Genomic DNA, 17,090 nt, shown 5'->3' on the forward strand with positions numbered 1-17,090 from the left:
GGGCTCCAGGGCTCCGCGAGCGGGGCGGGTGCCGTACCTGCGGGGCCGGTACCGGTGCCGTATTCGCGATGCACGGCTGCCGTTTTCAAAGCTCGATCTCCATCCCGTCGGACGCCACCTCGATGCCCAGCCGTGCGAGCCGCTTGTGCTCGGGCGCCGCCGGGTCGACGAGGGGGTTGGTGTTGTTGAGGTGCGTGTAGAGGCACCGGGCGGAGAGACGGGCAAGGCGCTCGGCCGTTCCGTCCGGTCCTTCGATGGGCAGGTGGCCCATGCCGGTGGCGGTGCGGTCGGAGATGCCCGTGCGGCGGGGCTCGTCGTCGTCCCAGAAGGTGCCGTCCACGATGACGCAGTCGGCCTCGGCGGCGGCCTGCTGGAAGTGGTCCGGCCAGGCGGCCAGAGCGGGAGCGTAGAGGGCGGTCGTGCCGGAGGCGGGGTCGTACAGGCGCAGCGCCACCACCCACGCGTCGTCGTCCGGGGCGTCGGCGGCGTACCGCGGGCGCTTGCCCGACACCGGGATGCCGCTGATCTGCAGGCCCGGCGTACCGCGGTGCAGTAGCGCCGCGCCGCGCCGCGGCAGTGGTCGCCAGGTCACGGAGGTGTACGGCGCCAGCACGTCGTCTAGGTGCAGTCGCTCAAGGAGCGCCTGCCGGACGGGGGCGGTCGCGATCACCTGGAGGCTGTCGGCCTCGCGGAGCCGTGCGATGCCGAGGGTGTGATCGAGTTCGGCGTCGGTGAGGACCAGTCCGGCGACCGGTGTCTGCCGGGGGCCGGGTCCCGGGTCGAGTTCGGGCCGGCCTTCGATCTGGTCGGCGATGTCGGGTGTCGCGTTGACGATGTACCAGCGGCCGTCGTCGGTCCGTACGGCGAGGGAGGCGTGGCGGCGGCGCCGGCGCGGATGTGCGCGCGCCCCGGAACATCCGGGGCACGCGCAGTTCCACTGCGGGATGCCGCCGCCTGCGGCGGTGCCGAGTACCAGCAGCAGCATGGCGCCGGCTAGCGGGAGCTGAGGGAGTAGGCGGTGACTTCGAGCGCGGTGTCGACGATCTCGTAGTCGGGCGTCTGCCAGGTGGCCCGGTCGGTCTCCTTCGAGGGGATCTGCTCGACCGGCTTGAGCTGCTGTGTGGCTTCGTTCATGCGTGGCACGTCCTTTCAGTGGGGGGATCTGCGGGCGGGGGTCATCTGATGGACACGCGGAGGATCTTGTCCTTGCCGTATCCGGCGTCGCTGGTGCCGAGCCACAGCTCGTCCGAGCCGGGCACCTTGGCGATGCCGCGCAGGCGGCCGAACTGGCCGGCGTAGAAGTCGACCGGCTTGCCGACGCGCTCGCTGTTCCCGTCGATCGGGATGCGCCACAACCGCTTGCCGCGCAGGCAGGACACGTAGAGGACGTTGTGCACGACGGCGATCTGCGCGGGCACGCCTCCCGACCCGGGGGCGAAGACGACGCTCGGGTCGGTCAGGCCTTTGCGGCCGCAGGCGCCCTCACAGGTGGGCCAGCCGTAGTTGGCGCCCGGTTTGATGAGGTTGACCTCGTCCCAGGTCTGGTCGCCGATCTCCGCCTCCCACAGGTGGCCGTTGCTGTCGAAGGCCAGGCCCTCCGGATTGCGGTGACCGTAGCTGTAGACGCGGGTGCCGAACGGGTTGCCGGGGGCCGCGGCGCCGGTCCTCGTGATCCGGAGGATCTTTCCGTTGAGCGACTTCTTGTCCTGCGCGAGGTTCGGCTGGTAGGCCTCACCGGTCGAGACGTAGAGGTATCCGTCGGGGCCGAAGAGGATCTGGCCGCCGTTGTGGTTCCCGATGTGCTTGATACCCGTGATCAGCGTCTTGTAATGGCTGAGCGACTTGCCGTTGTAGTCCATTCTGACGATGCGGGTCTCGGTCTTCGTGGTGTGCACGAAGAACACCTGCTTGTCCGACTTGCCGTTCCACGTCGGTGACGGAGCGACACCCAGCAGGCCGCCGGGCCCGTCGTCATAGGGCTCGGGGACGGTGTACGGCACCTCGCCGACTCGCTTCTTGGTGCCGTTGCGGTCGAGGCGGAAGACCTGGGAGTCGAGTCGCTGGGTCACCAGTGCCGAGCGTCCGTCCGGCATGAAGGTGATGTCCCAGGGCGTCTGCCATCCCGTTGAGAAGGTGGTGACGTCGGCCGGTGCGCCGCCGTCGGTGGCGTCAGCGGTGTCCATGACGGCGGTCTTGGCCGAGGCGGGCGCCGCCGCGGCCGCGGGCGCCGGCTGCGACAGGCCGGCCGCGAGCAGTGCGGCCGAAACCGCGAGCGAGGCGAGGACGAACCGGGCTGGACGCCGGACCGAGCGGCCTGGATCTGTCATGCGACACCCTTCGTCGTGCCTTGAGTGAGCCCGTCGTGGTGCGGCGTGTCCACATAGCCGCGAAAAGCAGGGTATTTCCCGGATGTCGCCATGCTCTGCATTGAAATCATGGCGATGGGTGCTCGATCTGCCATTCGGATGAGCCAGTGGAGTGAGGGCGCGGACGCGGACGGATGCGTGGTGGCCGGTCTGCGCCGCCCCGTAGCGCAGCCCCTTCGGGCAAGTGGCCCACAGTGCAAGGGACTTGGCGATGAGGAGGCTGGGCGGGGGCGCCTTCCACGGGGCCGCGTGTCCGGTCGTGGAAGGCGCGCGGTGCGGCCCCTTCGCCCAACTCGCCGTGTTCTTCTGGCCGGTGGCTTCGGAGCCGTCGCCGCCGCCGTCGCATCGCCGGTCATCACCGTCGCCGCACCTACCGGGAGACCGTCCGGCGCGCCGACGGCCGGTACCGCCCCCTCTCCACCTCACCGGGCCGACCGGCCCGGCGCCGGTGGGCGCTGCACCTGCAGGTGGACACGGTCTCCGCCGACGCGGCGGCGGGCGTACGGGCCACGGTGCGGCCTTCTTCGACATACATCTCGCGGACGCCCCGACGCCTCGCATCCGCCGGCGGGCGCTTCGCGCCACCCGGAGGCCGGCCACGTCGCCGGCCGGGCGCAACCGGGCGGTCCACCGGCGGGAGTGCGAAAGGCCCGTACGGGGGACAATCGCGGTAAGGAACATCCTGTCAGGGAGGTCCTCATGCCGCTGCGGCCCCCCGGTGCCACCAAGGTGGCGCGGGATCCCGTGCACCACCCGCTGTTCGCCCGGTTCTACGCCCGGGTCAGCGTGAGCGCCGAGACCCGGATGGGCATGGGTGCCGTCCGCGACCGGCTCCTGTCCGGGCTGTCCGGGCGGGTCATCGAGATCGGCGCGGGCAACGGACTGAACTTCGCGCACTATCCGGGCACGGTCTCGGAGGTCGTCGCGCTCGAACCGGAGCGCCGGCTGCGGCAGTTGGCCGTCGAGGCCGCACTGCGCTCCCAGGTGCCCGTGGACGTCGTACCGGCTGCCGCGGAGGCACTGCCCGTCAAGAGCGAGGCCTTCGACGCCGCGGTGGTCTCGCTGGTGCTGTGCAGCGTGCGGGACGTGCCGCGGGCGCTGGCCGAGCTACGGCGTGTGCTGCGGCCCGGTGGAGTCGTACGGTTCTTCGAGCACGGCCGGGGCGGCGGGCCGGCGATGGTCTTCACCCAGCGCGCCCTCGACCGCACGCTGTGGCCACCGCTCAACGGCGGCTGCCATCTGGCCCGCGACCCGATCGCCGCGCTGCGGGACGCCGGATTCGAACTCGGCCCCTACCGGCGGGTACTGATGCCGGAGACGGGTCCGAAGCTGCCCACCTCGTACTGCGTGCTCGGCACGGCGTGGCGGCCGCCGGTCAGGGATGCCGATGCCGAAAACCCGGCCGGGAAGAAGTGATCACGGCCGTCTGATCACACCGTCCACTGCCGCAACTCCGCGGCGATGTCGTACACCGAGGCCTCGCCGCTCTTGACCAGGCGGGCCAGTTCGCGGACCTGCACGGGCGAGGTGGCGACCTTGAGGCCGCTGGCGACCAGGTAGGCGTACGCGACAGCTGAGGCGAACAGCGCGTTCGAGCGCTCCAGCGCCGGGACATGGAGGAGGAGCTGGAGCAGCGAGGCGGCACGCGCGTGCGGGCTGTCGTAGACGGGGACGTCGAATATCTCCGCGTCGTGGCGCGCGACCGCGGCGACCAGGGCGCCCCAGTCGGTGACCTGGGGGTCCCCGGGCGTGTTCTGCTCGGCGAGCATGAGGAGCCAGGCGAGGTCGATTCTGAGATGGCTCAAGGGATCAGTGACGACCTTCGCCGCGCCCGGCCTCGCGGTCGGTGTCGAGCTCTTCCGCGAAGACGGCCTCGTACTGCTTCATGAAGTCGGCGGCGGCCTCGACGAACGTGTGGCCCACCTCGCCGGTGTCCTGTCTGACCAGCTCCTCTATGTAGCGGTTGACGCTCACACCGCGGGCCAGCGCACGTTCGCGGGCGGCGCGGGCGGTGCCTTCGTCCACTCGTACGTTCAACTGGGTCTTCGCCATACCCAGAAGCTAGCACCGAGGCGCTAGCACCGGCAAGAGGCCCCCACGGGTGGAGGATGCCCCTTACACCGGCATCGGGGGCACGACCTGGGGTGGAGGCCGACCCGGACTCGCGGAGGATTTCGAGTGTGGGCCGGATCACACTACGCTCGACCGGGACAACAGGGTCGGTACGTCCATGTGAGCGAGGAGGCAGCCTTGTCCACACCTGCTGCGGAGCACGCCCGGGGCCATGCGTCGGCCGACGGGATCGCGGCCCGCGCCCGCGGTCTGACCAAGGCGTACGGCTCGGGCGAGACCACCGTGCTGGCCCTCGACTCGGTGGACGTCGGCATCGCGCGCGGCCGCTTCACCGCGGTCATGGGGCCCTCGGGTTCCGGCAAGTCCACGCTGATGCACTGTCTGGCGGGCCTCGACACGGTGTCGGCCGGTCAGGTGTGGCTCGGCGACACCGAGATCACCGGGCTGAAGGACCGCGAGCTGACACGTCTGCGCCGGGACCGCATCGGCTTCATGTTCCAGTCGTTCAACCTCATTCCGACGCTGAACGCGGCCGAGAACATCACCCTGCCCATGGACATCGCGGGCAAGAAACCCGACGAGAAGTGGCTGGACCAGGTCATCGACACGCTGGGACTGCGCGACCGGCTGAAGCACCGGCCCGCCCAGCTGTCCGGCGGCCAGCAGCAACGCGTGGCCTGCGCGCGGGCGCTGGCCTCCCGGCCCGAGCTGATCTTCGCCGACGAGCCGACCGGCAACCTCGACTCGCGGGCCGGCCTCGAGGTCCTCGGCTTCCTGCGGGACGCAGTCGACCAGCTGGGCCAGACCGTCGTCATGGTCACCCACGACCCCGGCGCCGCCGCCCATTCCGACCTGGTGCTCTTCCTCGGGGACGGGCGCATCGTCGACGAGATGGAGCAGCCGACGGCGGAGACGGTGCTGGAGCGGATGAAGCGGTTCGACGTGATCCGCAGCAAGTCCGAGGGCGGCGGCGCCCCCGCCGACGGCGTGACCGGTGCCGGCGTACCCCTCGACACTCTCGACACCCTCGACAAGGACTGAAGCGTGCTGAAGGCGACGCTCCGCAGCTTCCTCGCCCACAAGGGGCGGCTGCTGCTCTCCGCGCTGGCGATCGTTCTGTCCGTGGCGTTCGTCGCGGGCAGCCTGATCTTCTCCGACACGGTCACCCGCACCTTCGACCGGTTGTTCGCCTCCACCTCCGCCGATGTGACGGTGGAGCCGAAGGAGGACCTCACGTCGCAGGTACCGACGGGAGCGGTCGACACCGTGCCCGCCTCGCTCGCCGCCCGGGTGGCGAAGATCGACGGGGTCGCGTCGGCGCACCCGGACGTGAGCGTCCAGAACATCACGGTCGTCGACAGCAGGAACAAGTCGGTCGGACCGACCACCGGCGCACCCACCATCGCCTCCGACTGGTACCTGACCCCCCGCAGCCCGGTGAGGCTGACCTCGGGGCACGCCCCGCACGGCCGCGGCGAGGGGCTCCTGGACGCCGACACCGCCGACAAGAAGCACGTACGGATCGGCGACACCCTGACCGTGCTGGCCCAGCCGGGCAGCTTCCGGGTCGAGATCGTCGGCATCGCCACCTTCACCACGACCAACCCGGGTGCGGCCCTGGTCTTCCTCGATCCGAAGACGGCCCCGACGCAGCTGCTCGGCTCGACGGGCAGGGCGACCAGCATCTCGGTGGACGCGGCCGAGGGCGTGAGCGACGCGACGCTCAAGACCCGGGTCACCGCCGCGGTCGGCACCCGCGGCTACGACATCAAAACCGCCGGCGAACAGGCCAAGTCGGCCGCGCAGGACCTCGGCGGATTCCTCGACGTCATCAAGTACGTGATGCTCGGCTTCGCCGGGATCGCCGTTCTGGTCGGCGTCTTCCTGATCGTCAACACCTTCTCCATGCTGATCGCCCAGCGCACCCGTGAACTCGGGCTGCTCAGGGCCCTCGGCGCGGACCGGCGCCAGGTGTCGCGGTCCGTGCTCACCGAGGCGCTTCTGCTCGGCCTGGTCGGCTCGACGCTGGGCCTCGCCGCGGGCATCGGGCTCGCGGCCGGGCTGATCAAACTCATGGGCACGTTCGGCATGAACCTCAAGACCGCGGAGATGGTGGTCGGTTGGGGCACCCCGGTGGCGGCGTACGTCGTCGGGATCGGCGTCACCTTCGTCGCGGCGTACCTCCCGGCCCGGCGCGCGGCGGGCGTCTCGCCCATGGCCGCACTCGCGGACGCCGAGATCGCCGGTGTGGGGCGGCCGCTGCGGACGCGGGCGATCGTGGGCTCGGTGGTCGGAGTGCTCGGGGCGGCAGCGCTCGTCGGCTGTGCCACCGCGTCGAAGACGGCCTCGGCGGCCTCCCTGCTGGGGCTCGGCGTCGTCCTGACGCTGATCGCGACGGTGATCGCGGGCCCGATTCTCGTCCGACCCGTCATCCGGGTCCTCGGCGGGGCCTTCCCCGCCCTGTTCGGCCCGGTCGGCCGCATGAGCCAGCGCAACGCGCTGCGCAACCCGCGCCGCACGGGTGCCACCGCGGCCGCCCTCATGGTGGGCCTCGCCCTGGTCGGCGGCATGTCGGTGGCCAGCGCCTCCATGTCCAAATCCTTCGACCAGCAGATCGACAAGACCCTCGGCGCCGACTTCATCGTCCAGAACAGCAACTTCGTGCCGTTCCCCCAGGAGGTCACCGACAAGGTGCGCGACACGAAGGGCGTGGGGGACGTGGTGCGGCAGCGGTTCACCCCGATCGCCGTACGGCTGCCGGACGGCAAGCGCGTCAAGACGACCGCCGCGGGCTACGGCGACGGGGTCGACGACGTCGCGCATGTGACCTACACGGCCGGAAACACGGCGGCGGCGCTCGCGGACGGCAGCATCGCCATGGACGTCCAGTTCGCGAAGGACCACCGCGTGCGGCTCGGCAGCACGATCCCCGTCGAGTTCCCGGCGGGCCGGAAGACCGAACTCAGGGTCGGCGCCCTCACCGACCAGGAGGGCGCCAACGGCTTCGGCATGCAGGGCGGGCTGTTCGTCGGCCTCGCGACGGTCGAGAAGTACGTGCCCGGCGGCCAGGACTCCGCGCTCTACGTCAACGCCGCCCCCGGCACCAGCGCCGACCAGCTGCGCTCCCGCCTGGACAAGACGCTCGACCCGTACCCCCAGGTCCAGGTCCGCGACCAGGCCGACTACAAGAAGCTGGTGCACGACCAGATCGCCGTACTGCTCTATCTCGTGTACGCGCTGCTCGGGCTGGCGATCATCATCGCGGTGCTCGGCGTCGTCAACACCCTTGCCCTGTCGGTCGTGGAGCGCACTCGGGAGATCGGGCTGCTGCGGGCCATCGGACTCGCCCGGCGGCAGTTGCGCCGGATGATCCGGCTGGAGTCGGTGGTGATCGCGGTGTTCGGCGCGGTCCTGGGCCTCGCACTGGGCCTGATCTGGGGAGTGTGCACCCAGCAGGTGCTGGCGCTGCAGGGCATGAAGGCGCTCGCGATCCCGTGGACCACGATCGCCGCGGTGGTCGTCGGCTCCGCGGTGGTGGGCATCGTGGCGGCGCTGCTGCCTGCGCTGCGTGCATCCCGCATGAATGTGCTGGCGGCCATCGCGCACGAGTGATGGAATCGCGGCACGTTCTCAAGTCGCTTGCCAGTGAGGAGAGTTCATGCCGCGTCCGTTCCGCTTCGGTGTCAGTCTGGTCAGCCCCGCGCCTGCCGAGGAGTGGCACGCCAAGTGCCGCCGGGCCGAGGAACTCGGCTTCGACGTGATCCAGGTCCCCGACCATCTCGGCATGGTCGCGCCGTTTCCCGCGCTGGTCGCCGCGGCCGCGGTCACCCGGCGGCCGCGGCTGGGCACGTTCGTGCTCAACGCGGGCTTCTGGAACCCGGCGCTGCTCGCCCGCGAGGTGGCCACCACGAACGCCCTGACCGGCGGACGCCTCGAACTCGGACTGGGGACGGGCTACGTACAGGCGGAACACGACGCGGCCGGGCTGCCGTTCGGCAGTCCACGCGAGCGTGTGGACCATCTGCAGCGCACCATCGAGGAGTTGGACCGGCTGCTCGGCTCCGGTGAACTCCCTCAGGCGCAACGGGTGCCGCTGCTCATCGGCGGCAACGGCGACCGGATGCTGCAGCTCACCGCCGAGCACGCCGACATCGCGGCGTTCACGGGTGCGCGCCTCGCACCGGGAAGCACCGCGGGGCAGCTGCTGCCGGTGACGGCCGGGGAACTCGACGAGAGCGTGGCGCGGTACCGGCGCCTGGCCGAGGGGCGCAGGGAACCGGCCGAACTGAACCTGCTCATCCAGATGGCGGCCGTCACCGACGACCGTGCGGCCGCGGTCCGGCCGCTCGTGGAGCGGGTGCCGGGGGCCACCGTGGAGCAGGCACTGGAGCTGCCGATCCTGCTGGTCGGCACGTTGGACCGGATCGTCGCCCAGGTACTGGCCCAGCGCGAACGGTACGGCTTCTCGTATCTGACGGTCCTGGAGCCGTACATGGAGGCCTTCGCGCCGGTCGTCGCGGAGCTCGGCGGCCGCTGACCGTCCGTCCGGATGCTGGAATTCGAGGTCGGGCACGGGCGTGCGTGATGGGATCGCCCCATGACTGATCTTCGCATCCGGGCCGCGGAGCCCGCCGACCTCGACATCGTCCTCGCCTTCTGGAGGACGGCCGCCGAGGGCAGGAGCATCAGTGACGACCGGGCGGGGGTGGAGCGGCTGGTCGCGCGCGACCCCGAGGCCCTGATCCTGGCCGAGCGGGACGGGGAGCTGGTCGGGACGGTGATCGCCGGTTTCGACGGGTGGCGCTGCCATCTGTACCGCCTCGCGGTGCACCCGGAGCGTCGGCGGCAGGGCATCGGTTCGGCGCTGCTGGCCGCAGCCGAGGAGCGGTTCGTGCGGCTCGGGGGACGCCGCGGGGACGCCATGGTGCTGGTGCGCAACGAGACCGGGCAGCATGCCTGGCGGGCGGCCGGGTACGCACCCGAGGACCACTGGCGGCGCTGGGTGAAGCACCTCACTCACTGACCACCTTTGCCGATACTTTACTATTGAGGGGACGGTTTCGGTCCTCCAATGAAAGGTGTGAGCGTCCGCCCATGGGCGAGCCTCCCAGTAGTGCACGCAGTACACGACGTCGCGCGATCCTCCCGCCCCTGTCCGACGATGGGACGGAGGTGACCCGATGACCGAAGTGCTCCTCCTGCTGGTGGCGATCCTGCTGTCGCTGGCCTGTGGCGCTTTCGTCGCGGCCGAGTTCTCGCTGACCACGGTCGAGCGAGGCGCGCTGGAGCGGGCGGCGGAGCGCGGTGAGCGGGGCGCTTCGGGCGCCCTGAAGGCCGTGCGGAGTCTGACGTTCCAGCTCTCCGGCGCCCAGCTCGGCATCACCGTCACCAACCTGGTCGTCGGCATGCTCTCCGAGCCGTCGATCGCCAAGCTGATCGCGGGTCCCCTTGAGGCGCTCGGCGTCTCGCACTCGGTGGCCGGCTCGCTCGCCCTGGTGCTCGGTACGGCCCTGTCGACCGTGTTCCTGATGGTCGTCGGCGAGCTGGTGCCCAAGAACTGGGCGATCTCCTCGCCGCTGGCAGTCGCCAAGCGGGTGGGCAATGCGCAGCGCCTGTTCAGCGCGGTCTTCCGCCCCTTCATCAGCCACCTCAACAACACCGCGAACCGTGTGGTGCGCCGCTTCGGCCTGGAGCCCACCGAGGAGCTGGCCTCCGCACGCGGCCCCAAGGAGCTGGCAGCGCTGGCCCGGCACTCCGCCAGGGAGGGGGCTCTGGAGGCGGACACCGCCGAGCTGTTCGTGAGGACGCTCAACCTCGCCGACCTGACCGCGGAGAACGTGATGACGCCCCGCGTCCAGGTGATCGCCCTGGAGGCGCACGCGACCTGCGCGGACGTGGCGAACGCGACCCGGGCGACCGGTCTGTCCCGGTTCCCGGTCTACCGCGGCAACCTCGACTCGGTCGTGGGCACCGCGCACATCAAGGACGTCCTGGCGATACCGGTCGAACGCCGCACCCGCACCCGTGTCTCCGACATGATGCGCGAGCCGCTCCTCGTCCCGGAGTCCCTCACCGTCGACCGGCTGCTCGACCGGCTCTCCGGCAAGCGCACCATGGCCGTCGTCATCGACGAGTACGGCGGCACCGCGGGCGTGGCCACGCTGGAGGACATCGTCGAGGAGGTCGTCGGCGAGGTGCGGGACGAGCACGATCCGCACGAGACGCCCGACCTGGCCCCCGCGGGCAGCGACGACGAGGGCCGCTCGCTGTACTCGGCCGACGGTTCGGCGCGCGTGGACCAGCTCGCGCGCGTGGGCCTGAGGGTGCCGGAGGGACCGTACGAGACGCTGGCCGGTCTCGTGGCGGCCCAGCTGGGCCGTATCCCTGCCGTGGGTGACCGCGTGCAGGTCGCCGGATGGCAGCTCGATGTCGTGGACGCCGCGGGGCGCCGGGCCGCGCGGGTCCTGATGCACGCACCGCTGGACGGCGCAGACGCCCGGGACCACACGATGGACGAGCAGGGGGACGCCCGATGACCGCCGTACAACTGCTGATCGGGTTTGCGACCCTCGTCGTCAACGCCTTCTTCGTCGGCGCCGAGTTCGCGCTGATCTCCGTCAGGCGTTCGCAGATCGAACCGCATGCGGAGGAGGGCGACCGGCGGGCGAAGAGCGTGCTGTGGGGTTTGCAGCACGTGTCCGCGCTGTTGGCGGCCGCACAGCTCGGCATCACGCTGTGCACGCTGGTGCTGGGTGTGGTCGCGGAACCGGCGATCGCGCATCTGCTGGAGCCGGTGTTCCACGCCGTGGGTGTGCCGACGGGTGCGGGGCACGTGGTGTCCTTCGTGATCGCGCTGGCCCTGGCGACGTATCTGCACATGCTGCTCGGCGAGATGGTGCCGAAGAACATCGCCCTCGCGGAGCCGGTGCGCAGCGCACTGCTGCTCGGTCCGCCGCTGGTCACCCTGGCCCGGGCGCTGCGACCGGTGATCTTCACGGTCAACGCCTTCGCGAACACGCTGCTGAAGCTGCTGCGGGTGGAGACCAAGGACGAGGTCGCGGCCACCTTCTCGGACGCCGAGCTCGCCCGGATCGTACGGGACTCGGGCGAGGCGGGCCTGATCGACGACCGCGCGCGGGAGCGGCTGCACGATGCGCTGGAACTGGGCCGGCGCCCGGTGCGCGACGTGGTGCTGCCGCGGGAGGGCGTCGTCCACGCGCGCGTGGGCGTCACGCCGGAGGAGCTGGAGCGGCTGTCGGCCGAGTCGGGCTTCTCCCGTTTCCCGGTGGTGGACGGGGGCCGCCGCATCGTCGGCTACCTGCACGTCAAGGACGCGCTGGACGCCTCTCCCAGGGACGTGCCGTTCCGGGTGCGGGACATGCGGGCCATCGCACGCGTCCGGGAGAACACACCGCTGGACGACGTGCTCACCGCGATGCGGGGCAGCCGTACCCACCTGGCGGCGGTGCTCGGCGACGACGGCCGGCTGGCCGGTCTGGTGACCATGGAGGACGTGCTGCAGGAGCTGTTCGGGCAGCGGGCGTGAGCCGCCGGACGAGACGACCGGGCCGACCGACCGATGGGTATGGAACCGGGTTACCATCTTTTCCGCCATGCAGACGAACCCCACACACACCAGCCTGGTCGCGGTCGGCGACTCCTTCACCGAGGGCATGTCGGACCTGCTTTCCGACGGCTCCTACCGGGGCTGGGCCGATCTCCTCGCCGGGCGGATGGCCGCCGTCTCCCCCGGCTTCCGGTACGCGAACCTCGCGGTGCGCGGCAAGCTGATCAGGCAGATCGTCGACGAGCAGGTCGACGTGGCGGCGGCCATGCGGCCCGACGTGATCACGCTGGTGGGCGGGCTCAACGACACGCTGCGCCCCAAGTGCGACATGGGCCGGGTACGGGATCTGCTCACCGAGGCCGTCGAGCGCCTGGCCCCGTCCTGCAAGCAGCTGGTGCTGATGCGCAGCCCGGGCCGCCAGGGTCCGGTCCTGGAGCGCTTCCGGCCGCGCATGGAGGAGCTGTTCACCGTCGTCGACGAACTCGCCGCACGGCACGGCGCGGTGGTCGCCGACCTGTACGGAGCACCGTCGCTCAGCGACCCGCGCCTGTGGGACGTGGACCGGCTGCACCTGACGGCCGAGGGGCACCGCAGGGTCGCCGAGGCGGTCTGGCAGACGCTCGGCTACGACCCCGAGGACGCCGACTGGCACACGCCGATGGCGGCGACGCGACCTCCGGGGTGGGCCGCGCGGCGGGCGGCGGACGTCCGGTTCGCCCGGCAGCACCTGCTGCCGTGGATCGGCCGCCGTCTGACGGGCCGCTCCTCCGGCGACGGCCTGCCGCCAAAGCGCCCCGAGCTGCTGCCGTACGAGGACCCGACGGCTTAGGAGGACGCCGACCGGAGGCGCCCCTCAAGAGTTTTCACCTCCGCCGGGAGAGCGGTCCGGCCACCGACCCCCTGGCGTGACGCAGGTCTCGTAGGTTCCGCCAAAGGCGCCCGTGGCGCTGGCCTGCACGAATCGCCAGTAGAATCCGTCCACGTGACTTCTGCGCCCGCCAAGCCCCGCATCCCGAACGTCCTCGCCGGACGCTACGCCTCGGCCGAGCTCGCCACGCTCTGGTCGCCCGAGCAGAAGGTGAAGCTGGAGCGGCAGCTCTGGCTCGCCGTGCTGCGGGCCCAGAAGGACCTCGGGATCGAGGTGCCGGACGCGGCGATCGCCGACTACGAGCGTGTCCTCGACACCGTCGACCTGGCCTCCGTCGCCGAGCGCGAGAAGGTCACACGGCACGACGTCAAGGCGCGGATCGAGGAGTTCAACGACCTCGCCGGGCACGAGCACGTGCACAAGGGCATGACCTCCCGCGACCTCACCGAGAACGTCGAGCAGCTGCAGATCCGGCTCTCGCTGGAGCTGGTGCGCGACCGCACGGTGGCCGTCCTGGCGCGCCTGGGCAAGCTCGCGGGCGAGTACGGCGAGCTGGTCATGGCCGGCCGCTCCCACAACGTGGCGGCGCAGGCCACCACCCTCGGCAAGCGCTTCGCGACCGCCGCCGACGAGCTGCTCGTCGCCTACGGCCGGGTCGAGGAGCTGTTGGGCCGCTATCCGCTGCGCGGTATCAAGGGTCCGGTCGGCACGGCGCAGGACATGCTGGACCTGCTGGGCGGGGACACGGCGAAGCTGGCGGACCTGGAGCAGCGGATCGCTCGGCACCTGGGCTTCTCGCAGGCGTTCACCTCGGTCGGGCAGGTCTATCCGCGTTCGCTGGACTACGAGGTCGTGACGGCGCTGGTGCAGCTGGCCGGGGCGCCTTCGTCGCTGGCCAAGACGATCCGGCTGATGGCCGGGCACGAGCTGGTGACCGAGGGCTTCAAGCCGGGCCAGGTCGGCTCCTCCGCGATGCCGCACAAGATGAACACGCGGTCCTGCGAGCGCGTCAACGGCCTGATGGTCATCCTGCGCGGCTACGCGTCGATGACCGGCGAGCTGGCCGGCGACCAGTGGAACGAGGGCGACGTGTCCTGCTCGGTGGTCCGCCGAGTGGCTCTCCCGGACGCGTTCTTCGCTCTGGACGGTCTGCTGGAGACGTTCCTGACGGTGCTCGACGAGTTCGGCGCCTTCCCGGCGGTCGTCGCGCGCGAACTGGACCGCTACCTTCCCTTCCTCGCCACGACCAAGGTGCTGATGGGCGCGGTGCGCGCGGGCGTCGGGCGTGAACTCGCGCACGAGGCCATCAAGGAGAACGCCGTCGCCTCCGCGCTCGCGATGCGCGAGCAGGGCGCCGAGCGCAACGAACTCCTCGACAAGCTGGCCGCCGACGAGCGCATCCCCCTCGACCGTGCCCAGCTCGACGCTTTGATGGCCGACAAGCTGTCCTTCACCGGTGCCGCGGCCGACCAGGTCGCCGCGGTCGTCGGCCGTATCGAGGAGATCGTGAAGCAGCACCCGGAGGCCGCGGGCTACACCCCGGGGGCGATCCTCTGACCCGCTTCACCCAGACGGAACTGGAGGCCGCCCGCGACCGCCTCGTACCGGACGTGGTCGCGGACGGCCTCGGTGTGCTGTTCTGCGGCATCAACCCCGGGTTGATGACGGCGGCGACGGGCCACCACTTCGCCCGGCCGGGCAACCGCTTCTGGCCCGTGCTGCACCTGTCGGGCTTCACGCCCAGGCTGCTGAAGCCGTCGGAACAGGGCGAGTTGCTGTCCTACGGGCTCGGGATCACGAACGTGGTGGCGAGGGCGACCGCGCGGGCCGACGAACTGAGTGCGCATGAGTACCGCGAGGGCGGGCGGCAGCTGGCACTGAAGGTGACACGACTGCGGCCGCGCTGGCTGGCTGTGGTGGGGGTGACCGCCTACCGGGCGGCCTTCGACGACCGCAAGGCTCAGGTGGGGCCGCAGGAGCGGACGATCGGGGAGACACGGGTGTGGGTGCTGCCGAACCCGAGCGGGCTGAACGCGCACTGGACGGCTGAGACGATGGCGGAGGAGTTCGGGCGGTTGCGGGTCAGGGCGGGTCTGTCTCGGTGACCACGGCGACGAGCTGGACTTCGTCCGCCTCGTCCCGGTCGGCGACGGCCACGGCGGCCCAGCGGCCGGTCCCCACCACCTCCCAGCCGTAGGCCACGCGCGCGCGTGCGCTGAGAGTGGCCCACGGCTCCGGTATCTCCTCGCGCTCGGTGCGCAGCAGGACCGTCTGCAGGTTCCAGGGGGTGGTTTCACCCCAGCGCGGCGCCAGTTCCTCGTAGATGGCGTCCCGGACCTTCTCGTACTGATCCACCGTCACCGCTCGCTCCGCGCTGTCGCGGCCTCTGAGGCCATGACTGCTCTCTAACTCCGCGATGTGGTAGCCGTGTTCCGCCGGAAAGGGACGGAAGCACAGCTCTTCGATGAGGGCGAGGTGCCGTGCGATGTTCATGCGGTCCAGTAAACCGGCCGGCACTGACAATTGGTGAGGTGTCAGGCAGCCCGGCGCCGCACGCTCCACGCCCCGGCCAGCAGCGCGACCCCCGCCCACAGCGCCGTCACCGCAAGCCCCGTCCACGGTCCGAGGGTGCCCGTCCATGTCTCGTGGAGCGCCACCTGGCCCGCCCGGTCCGGCAGGACGTCCGCGGCGGAACCGGACAGGTCGCCGATGACGAAGGAGACGATGAGCAGGAACGGGATGAGGATGCTCAGGGTGGTGACGCCACTGCGCAGGACGGCCGTGAGTCCCGCCGCGAGCAACGCCATCAGCATCAGATAGATCCCACAGCCGACGGTTCCGCGCAGCTCCTCGCTCCAGCTCAGCCCGTCCGCCTTCGCCCCGAGGACGGCCCTGCCGACGGCCAGACTCACGGCGCCGGTGACCAGCCCCACCACCAGCACGGGTACGGCGATCGCCACCGCCTTGGCGGCGAACCACCGCCCGCGCCGCGGCACCGAGGCCAGGGTGACGCGCAGGGCTCCGCCCCGGAACTCGCACGACACGGCGGTCGTACCGAAGGCCATCGCCGCGATCTGCCCGAAGTTGACGCCGAAGAAGACCGAGAACAGCGGGTCGAAGTCCGTTCCTTCGCTGTCGGCGCCGGCGAGTGCGGAGAACAGGGCGGTGGCGAGCAGCACGGCGGCCAGGCCGCCGACGAGCGACCGCAGGGTACGGATCTTGAGCCACTCCGCGTGGAGCACGGGCGTGAATTCCATGGTCAGGCCTCCTGGGGCTGTGCGGTGAACTCGGTCTCTGCGCCGGTGAGGTCCAGATAGGCCTGCTCCAACGTGCCTTCCTCCGCCGCGAGTTCGAGGACGGGCAGGCCGGCGGCGGAGACAAGGCGCCCGATGTCGTCCACGCGTGCGTGCTCCACGATCCAGTGCCCGTCCACGTGCTCCACCGCGTCGTGCCCGCCCCGTACCAGGACGCTCTTGAGGGCGGTGGCGTCCGTCGTCCGGATCCGCACTCGTGGCTGCACGCGCGCGTCGATGAACTCCCGCATCGGGGTGTCGGCCAGCAGACGTCCACGTCCCAGGACCACCAGATGGTCGGCGAAGGACGCGGTCTCGTTCATGAGGTGACTGGAGACCAGCACGGTGCGCCCCTCGCCCGCGAGCCGGCGCAGCAACTCGCGGATCCAGACGATGCCTTCGGGGTCGAGGCCGTTGGATGGTTCGTCGAGCATCACGACCTCGGGGTCACCCAGTAGTGCGGCGGCGATCCCGAGGCGCTGGCGCATGCCGAGGGAGTACGTCTTCACTCGCCGGCGCGCCACCGACGACAGCCCGGCCTGTGCCAGCACGTCATCCACCCGGCACCGCGGGATGCGGTTGCTCGCGGCAAGTACGTGCAGATGGTCCCAGCCGGTACGGGAGCCGTGTGCGGCGTCCGCGTCGAGCAGGGCGCCGACGTGGCGCAGCGGTTCACGGAGCGTGGCGTAGGGGCGGCCGCCGACCGTGGCGGAGCCGGACGTCGGCCGGTCGAGGCCGAGCACGAGCCGCATGGTGGTGGACTTTCCGGCGCCGTTGGGGCCGAGGAAGCCGGTGACCTTGCCGGGGTGAACGGTGAAGGTGAGGTGGTCCACGGCCCGCCGGGTGCCGTACTCCCTGGTGAGGTTGTCGACGTCGATTCTGGTCATGGCAGCAGCGTCGCCGCGGGGGTGGGGTGATCGCCT

At 71.0% G+C, this 17,090-nt stretch carries 18 protein-coding genes; 10 read left to right on the top strand and 8 right to left on the bottom strand.

Annotation, left to right across the window (positions count from 1 at the left end):
* Nucleotides 1-85: 85 nt before the first annotated feature.
* Genes pqqB through OOK07_RS05500 form a run of 3 tightly spaced genes read right to left on the bottom strand, consistent with a single transcriptional unit; the run spans nucleotide 86 to nucleotide 2,327 of the window.
* Complete coding sequence (gene pqqB / locus OOK07_RS05490; RefSeq protein WP_266795271.1) at nucleotides 86-985, bottom strand: pyrroloquinoline quinone biosynthesis protein PqqB; 900 nt, start codon at nucleotides 983-985, stop codon at nucleotides 86-88.
* 8 nt (nucleotides 986-993) lie between these two features.
* A complete protein-coding gene (gene pqqA / locus OOK07_RS05495; protein ID WP_266795273.1) occupies nucleotides 994-1,134 on the bottom strand; it encodes a pyrroloquinoline quinone precursor peptide PqqA in 141 nt (46 codons plus the stop codon).
* 41 nt (nucleotides 1,135-1,175) lie between these two features.
* Nucleotides 1,176-2,327, bottom strand: coding sequence for a PQQ-dependent sugar dehydrogenase (locus OOK07_RS05500; RefSeq protein WP_266677475.1), 1,152 nt, complete (start codon nucleotides 2,325-2,327; stop codon nucleotides 1,176-1,178).
* 738 nt (nucleotides 2,328-3,065) lie between these two features.
* Between OOK07_RS05500 and OOK07_RS05505 the strand changes: the two genes are divergently transcribed.
* Complete coding sequence (locus OOK07_RS05505) at nucleotides 3,066-3,782, top strand: class I SAM-dependent methyltransferase (RefSeq protein WP_266795274.1); 717 nt, start codon at nucleotides 3,066-3,068, stop codon at nucleotides 3,780-3,782.
* Nucleotides 3,783-3,796: 14 nt separating this feature from the next.
* Here the strand turns inward: OOK07_RS05505 and OOK07_RS05510 are convergent, their stop codons facing one another.
* Both OOK07_RS05510 and OOK07_RS05515 read right to left on the bottom strand, forming a co-directional pair.
* Nucleotides 3,797-4,171, bottom strand: coding sequence for a fic family toxin-antitoxin system, toxin component (locus OOK07_RS05510; protein WP_266677479.1), 375 nt, complete (start codon nucleotides 4,169-4,171; stop codon nucleotides 3,797-3,799).
* 4 nt (nucleotides 4,172-4,175) lie between these two features.
* Nucleotides 4,176-4,418, bottom strand: coding sequence for a toxin-antitoxin system HicB family antitoxin (locus OOK07_RS05515; protein WP_266795275.1), 243 nt, complete (start codon nucleotides 4,416-4,418; stop codon nucleotides 4,176-4,178).
* A 198-nt stretch (nucleotides 4,419-4,616) separates the two neighbouring features.
* Between OOK07_RS05515 and OOK07_RS05520 the strand changes: the two genes are divergently transcribed.
* From OOK07_RS05520 to mug, 9 genes are all read left to right on the top strand, one after another.
* Nucleotides 4,617-5,480 carry an ABC transporter ATP-binding protein gene (locus OOK07_RS05520; protein ID WP_266795276.1) on the top strand — a complete coding sequence of 288 codons (864 nt, stop codon included), beginning with the start codon at nucleotides 4,617-4,619 and terminating at the stop codon, nucleotides 5,478-5,480.
* A 3-nt stretch (nucleotides 5,481-5,483) separates the two neighbouring features.
* On the top strand, nucleotides 5,484-8,051 hold the full coding sequence (locus OOK07_RS05525; RefSeq protein WP_266677485.1) for an ABC transporter permease: 2,568 nt from the start codon (nucleotides 5,484-5,486) through the stop codon (nucleotides 8,049-8,051).
* 46 nt (nucleotides 8,052-8,097) lie between these two features.
* The gene (locus OOK07_RS05530) at nucleotides 8,098-8,976 is read left to right on the top strand and encodes an LLM class F420-dependent oxidoreductase (RefSeq protein WP_266677487.1); all 879 of its coding nucleotides are present in this window, start codon (nucleotides 8,098-8,100) and stop codon (nucleotides 8,974-8,976) included.
* 60 nt (nucleotides 8,977-9,036) lie between these two features.
* Entirely contained in the window at nucleotides 9,037-9,462 is a 426-nt protein-coding gene (locus OOK07_RS05535; protein WP_266677489.1) for a GNAT family N-acetyltransferase, read from the top strand.
* Nucleotides 9,463-9,619: 157 nt separating this feature from the next.
* Nucleotides 9,620-10,975 (top strand): hemolysin family protein, encoded by a 1,356-nt coding sequence (locus OOK07_RS05540; protein WP_266795278.1) that lies wholly within the window; start codon nucleotides 9,620-9,622, stop codon nucleotides 10,973-10,975.
* Nucleotides 10,972-11,985: a hemolysin family protein gene (locus OOK07_RS05545; protein WP_266677493.1), complete on the top strand. Its 1,014-nt coding sequence runs from the start codon at nucleotides 10,972-10,974 to the stop codon at nucleotides 11,983-11,985. Before OOK07_RS05540 ends, OOK07_RS05545 begins: the two co-directional genes overlap by 4 nt.
* Before the next feature lie 67 nt (nucleotides 11,986-12,052).
* On the top strand, nucleotides 12,053-12,835 hold the full coding sequence (locus OOK07_RS05550) for an SGNH/GDSL hydrolase family protein (RefSeq protein WP_266795280.1): 783 nt from the start codon (nucleotides 12,053-12,055) through the stop codon (nucleotides 12,833-12,835).
* Nucleotides 12,836-12,988: 153 nt separating this feature from the next.
* The gene (gene purB / locus OOK07_RS05555) at nucleotides 12,989-14,431 is read left to right on the top strand and encodes an adenylosuccinate lyase (protein WP_266677497.1); all 1,443 of its coding nucleotides are present in this window, start codon (nucleotides 12,989-12,991) and stop codon (nucleotides 14,429-14,431) included.
* Nucleotides 14,428-14,979, top strand: a complete 552-nt coding sequence (mug, locus tag OOK07_RS05560) for a G/U mismatch-specific DNA glycosylase (protein WP_266683352.1) — start codon at nucleotides 14,428-14,430, stop codon at nucleotides 14,977-14,979. The genes purB and mug overlap by 4 nt, the downstream gene beginning before the upstream one ends.
* Here the strand turns inward: mug and OOK07_RS05565 are convergent.
* Genes OOK07_RS05565 through OOK07_RS05575 form a run of 3 tightly spaced genes read right to left on the bottom strand, consistent with a single transcriptional unit; the run spans nucleotide 14,957 to nucleotide 17,054 of the window.
* A complete protein-coding gene (locus OOK07_RS05565) occupies nucleotides 14,957-15,367 on the bottom strand; it encodes a hypothetical protein (RefSeq protein ID WP_266795282.1) in 411 nt (136 codons plus the stop codon). The genes mug and OOK07_RS05565 overlap by 23 nt on opposite strands.
* 41 nt (nucleotides 15,368-15,408) lie before the next feature.
* Nucleotides 15,409-16,131 carry an ABC transporter permease subunit gene (locus tag OOK07_RS05570; protein WP_266677501.1) on the bottom strand — a complete coding sequence of 241 codons (723 nt, stop codon included), beginning with the start codon at nucleotides 16,129-16,131 and terminating at the stop codon, nucleotides 15,409-15,411.
* Nucleotides 16,132-16,133: 2 nt separating this feature from the next.
* Nucleotides 16,134-17,054, bottom strand: a complete 921-nt coding sequence (locus OOK07_RS05575) for an ABC transporter ATP-binding protein (protein ID WP_266795284.1) — start codon at nucleotides 17,052-17,054, stop codon at nucleotides 16,134-16,136.
* Between the last annotated feature and the right edge of the window lie 36 nt (nucleotides 17,055-17,090).

Origin of the sequence: Streptomyces sp. NBC_00078 (assembly GCF_026343335.1) — a bacterium.
Classification (GTDB): domain Bacteria; phylum Actinomycetota; class Actinomycetes; order Streptomycetales; family Streptomycetaceae; genus Streptomyces.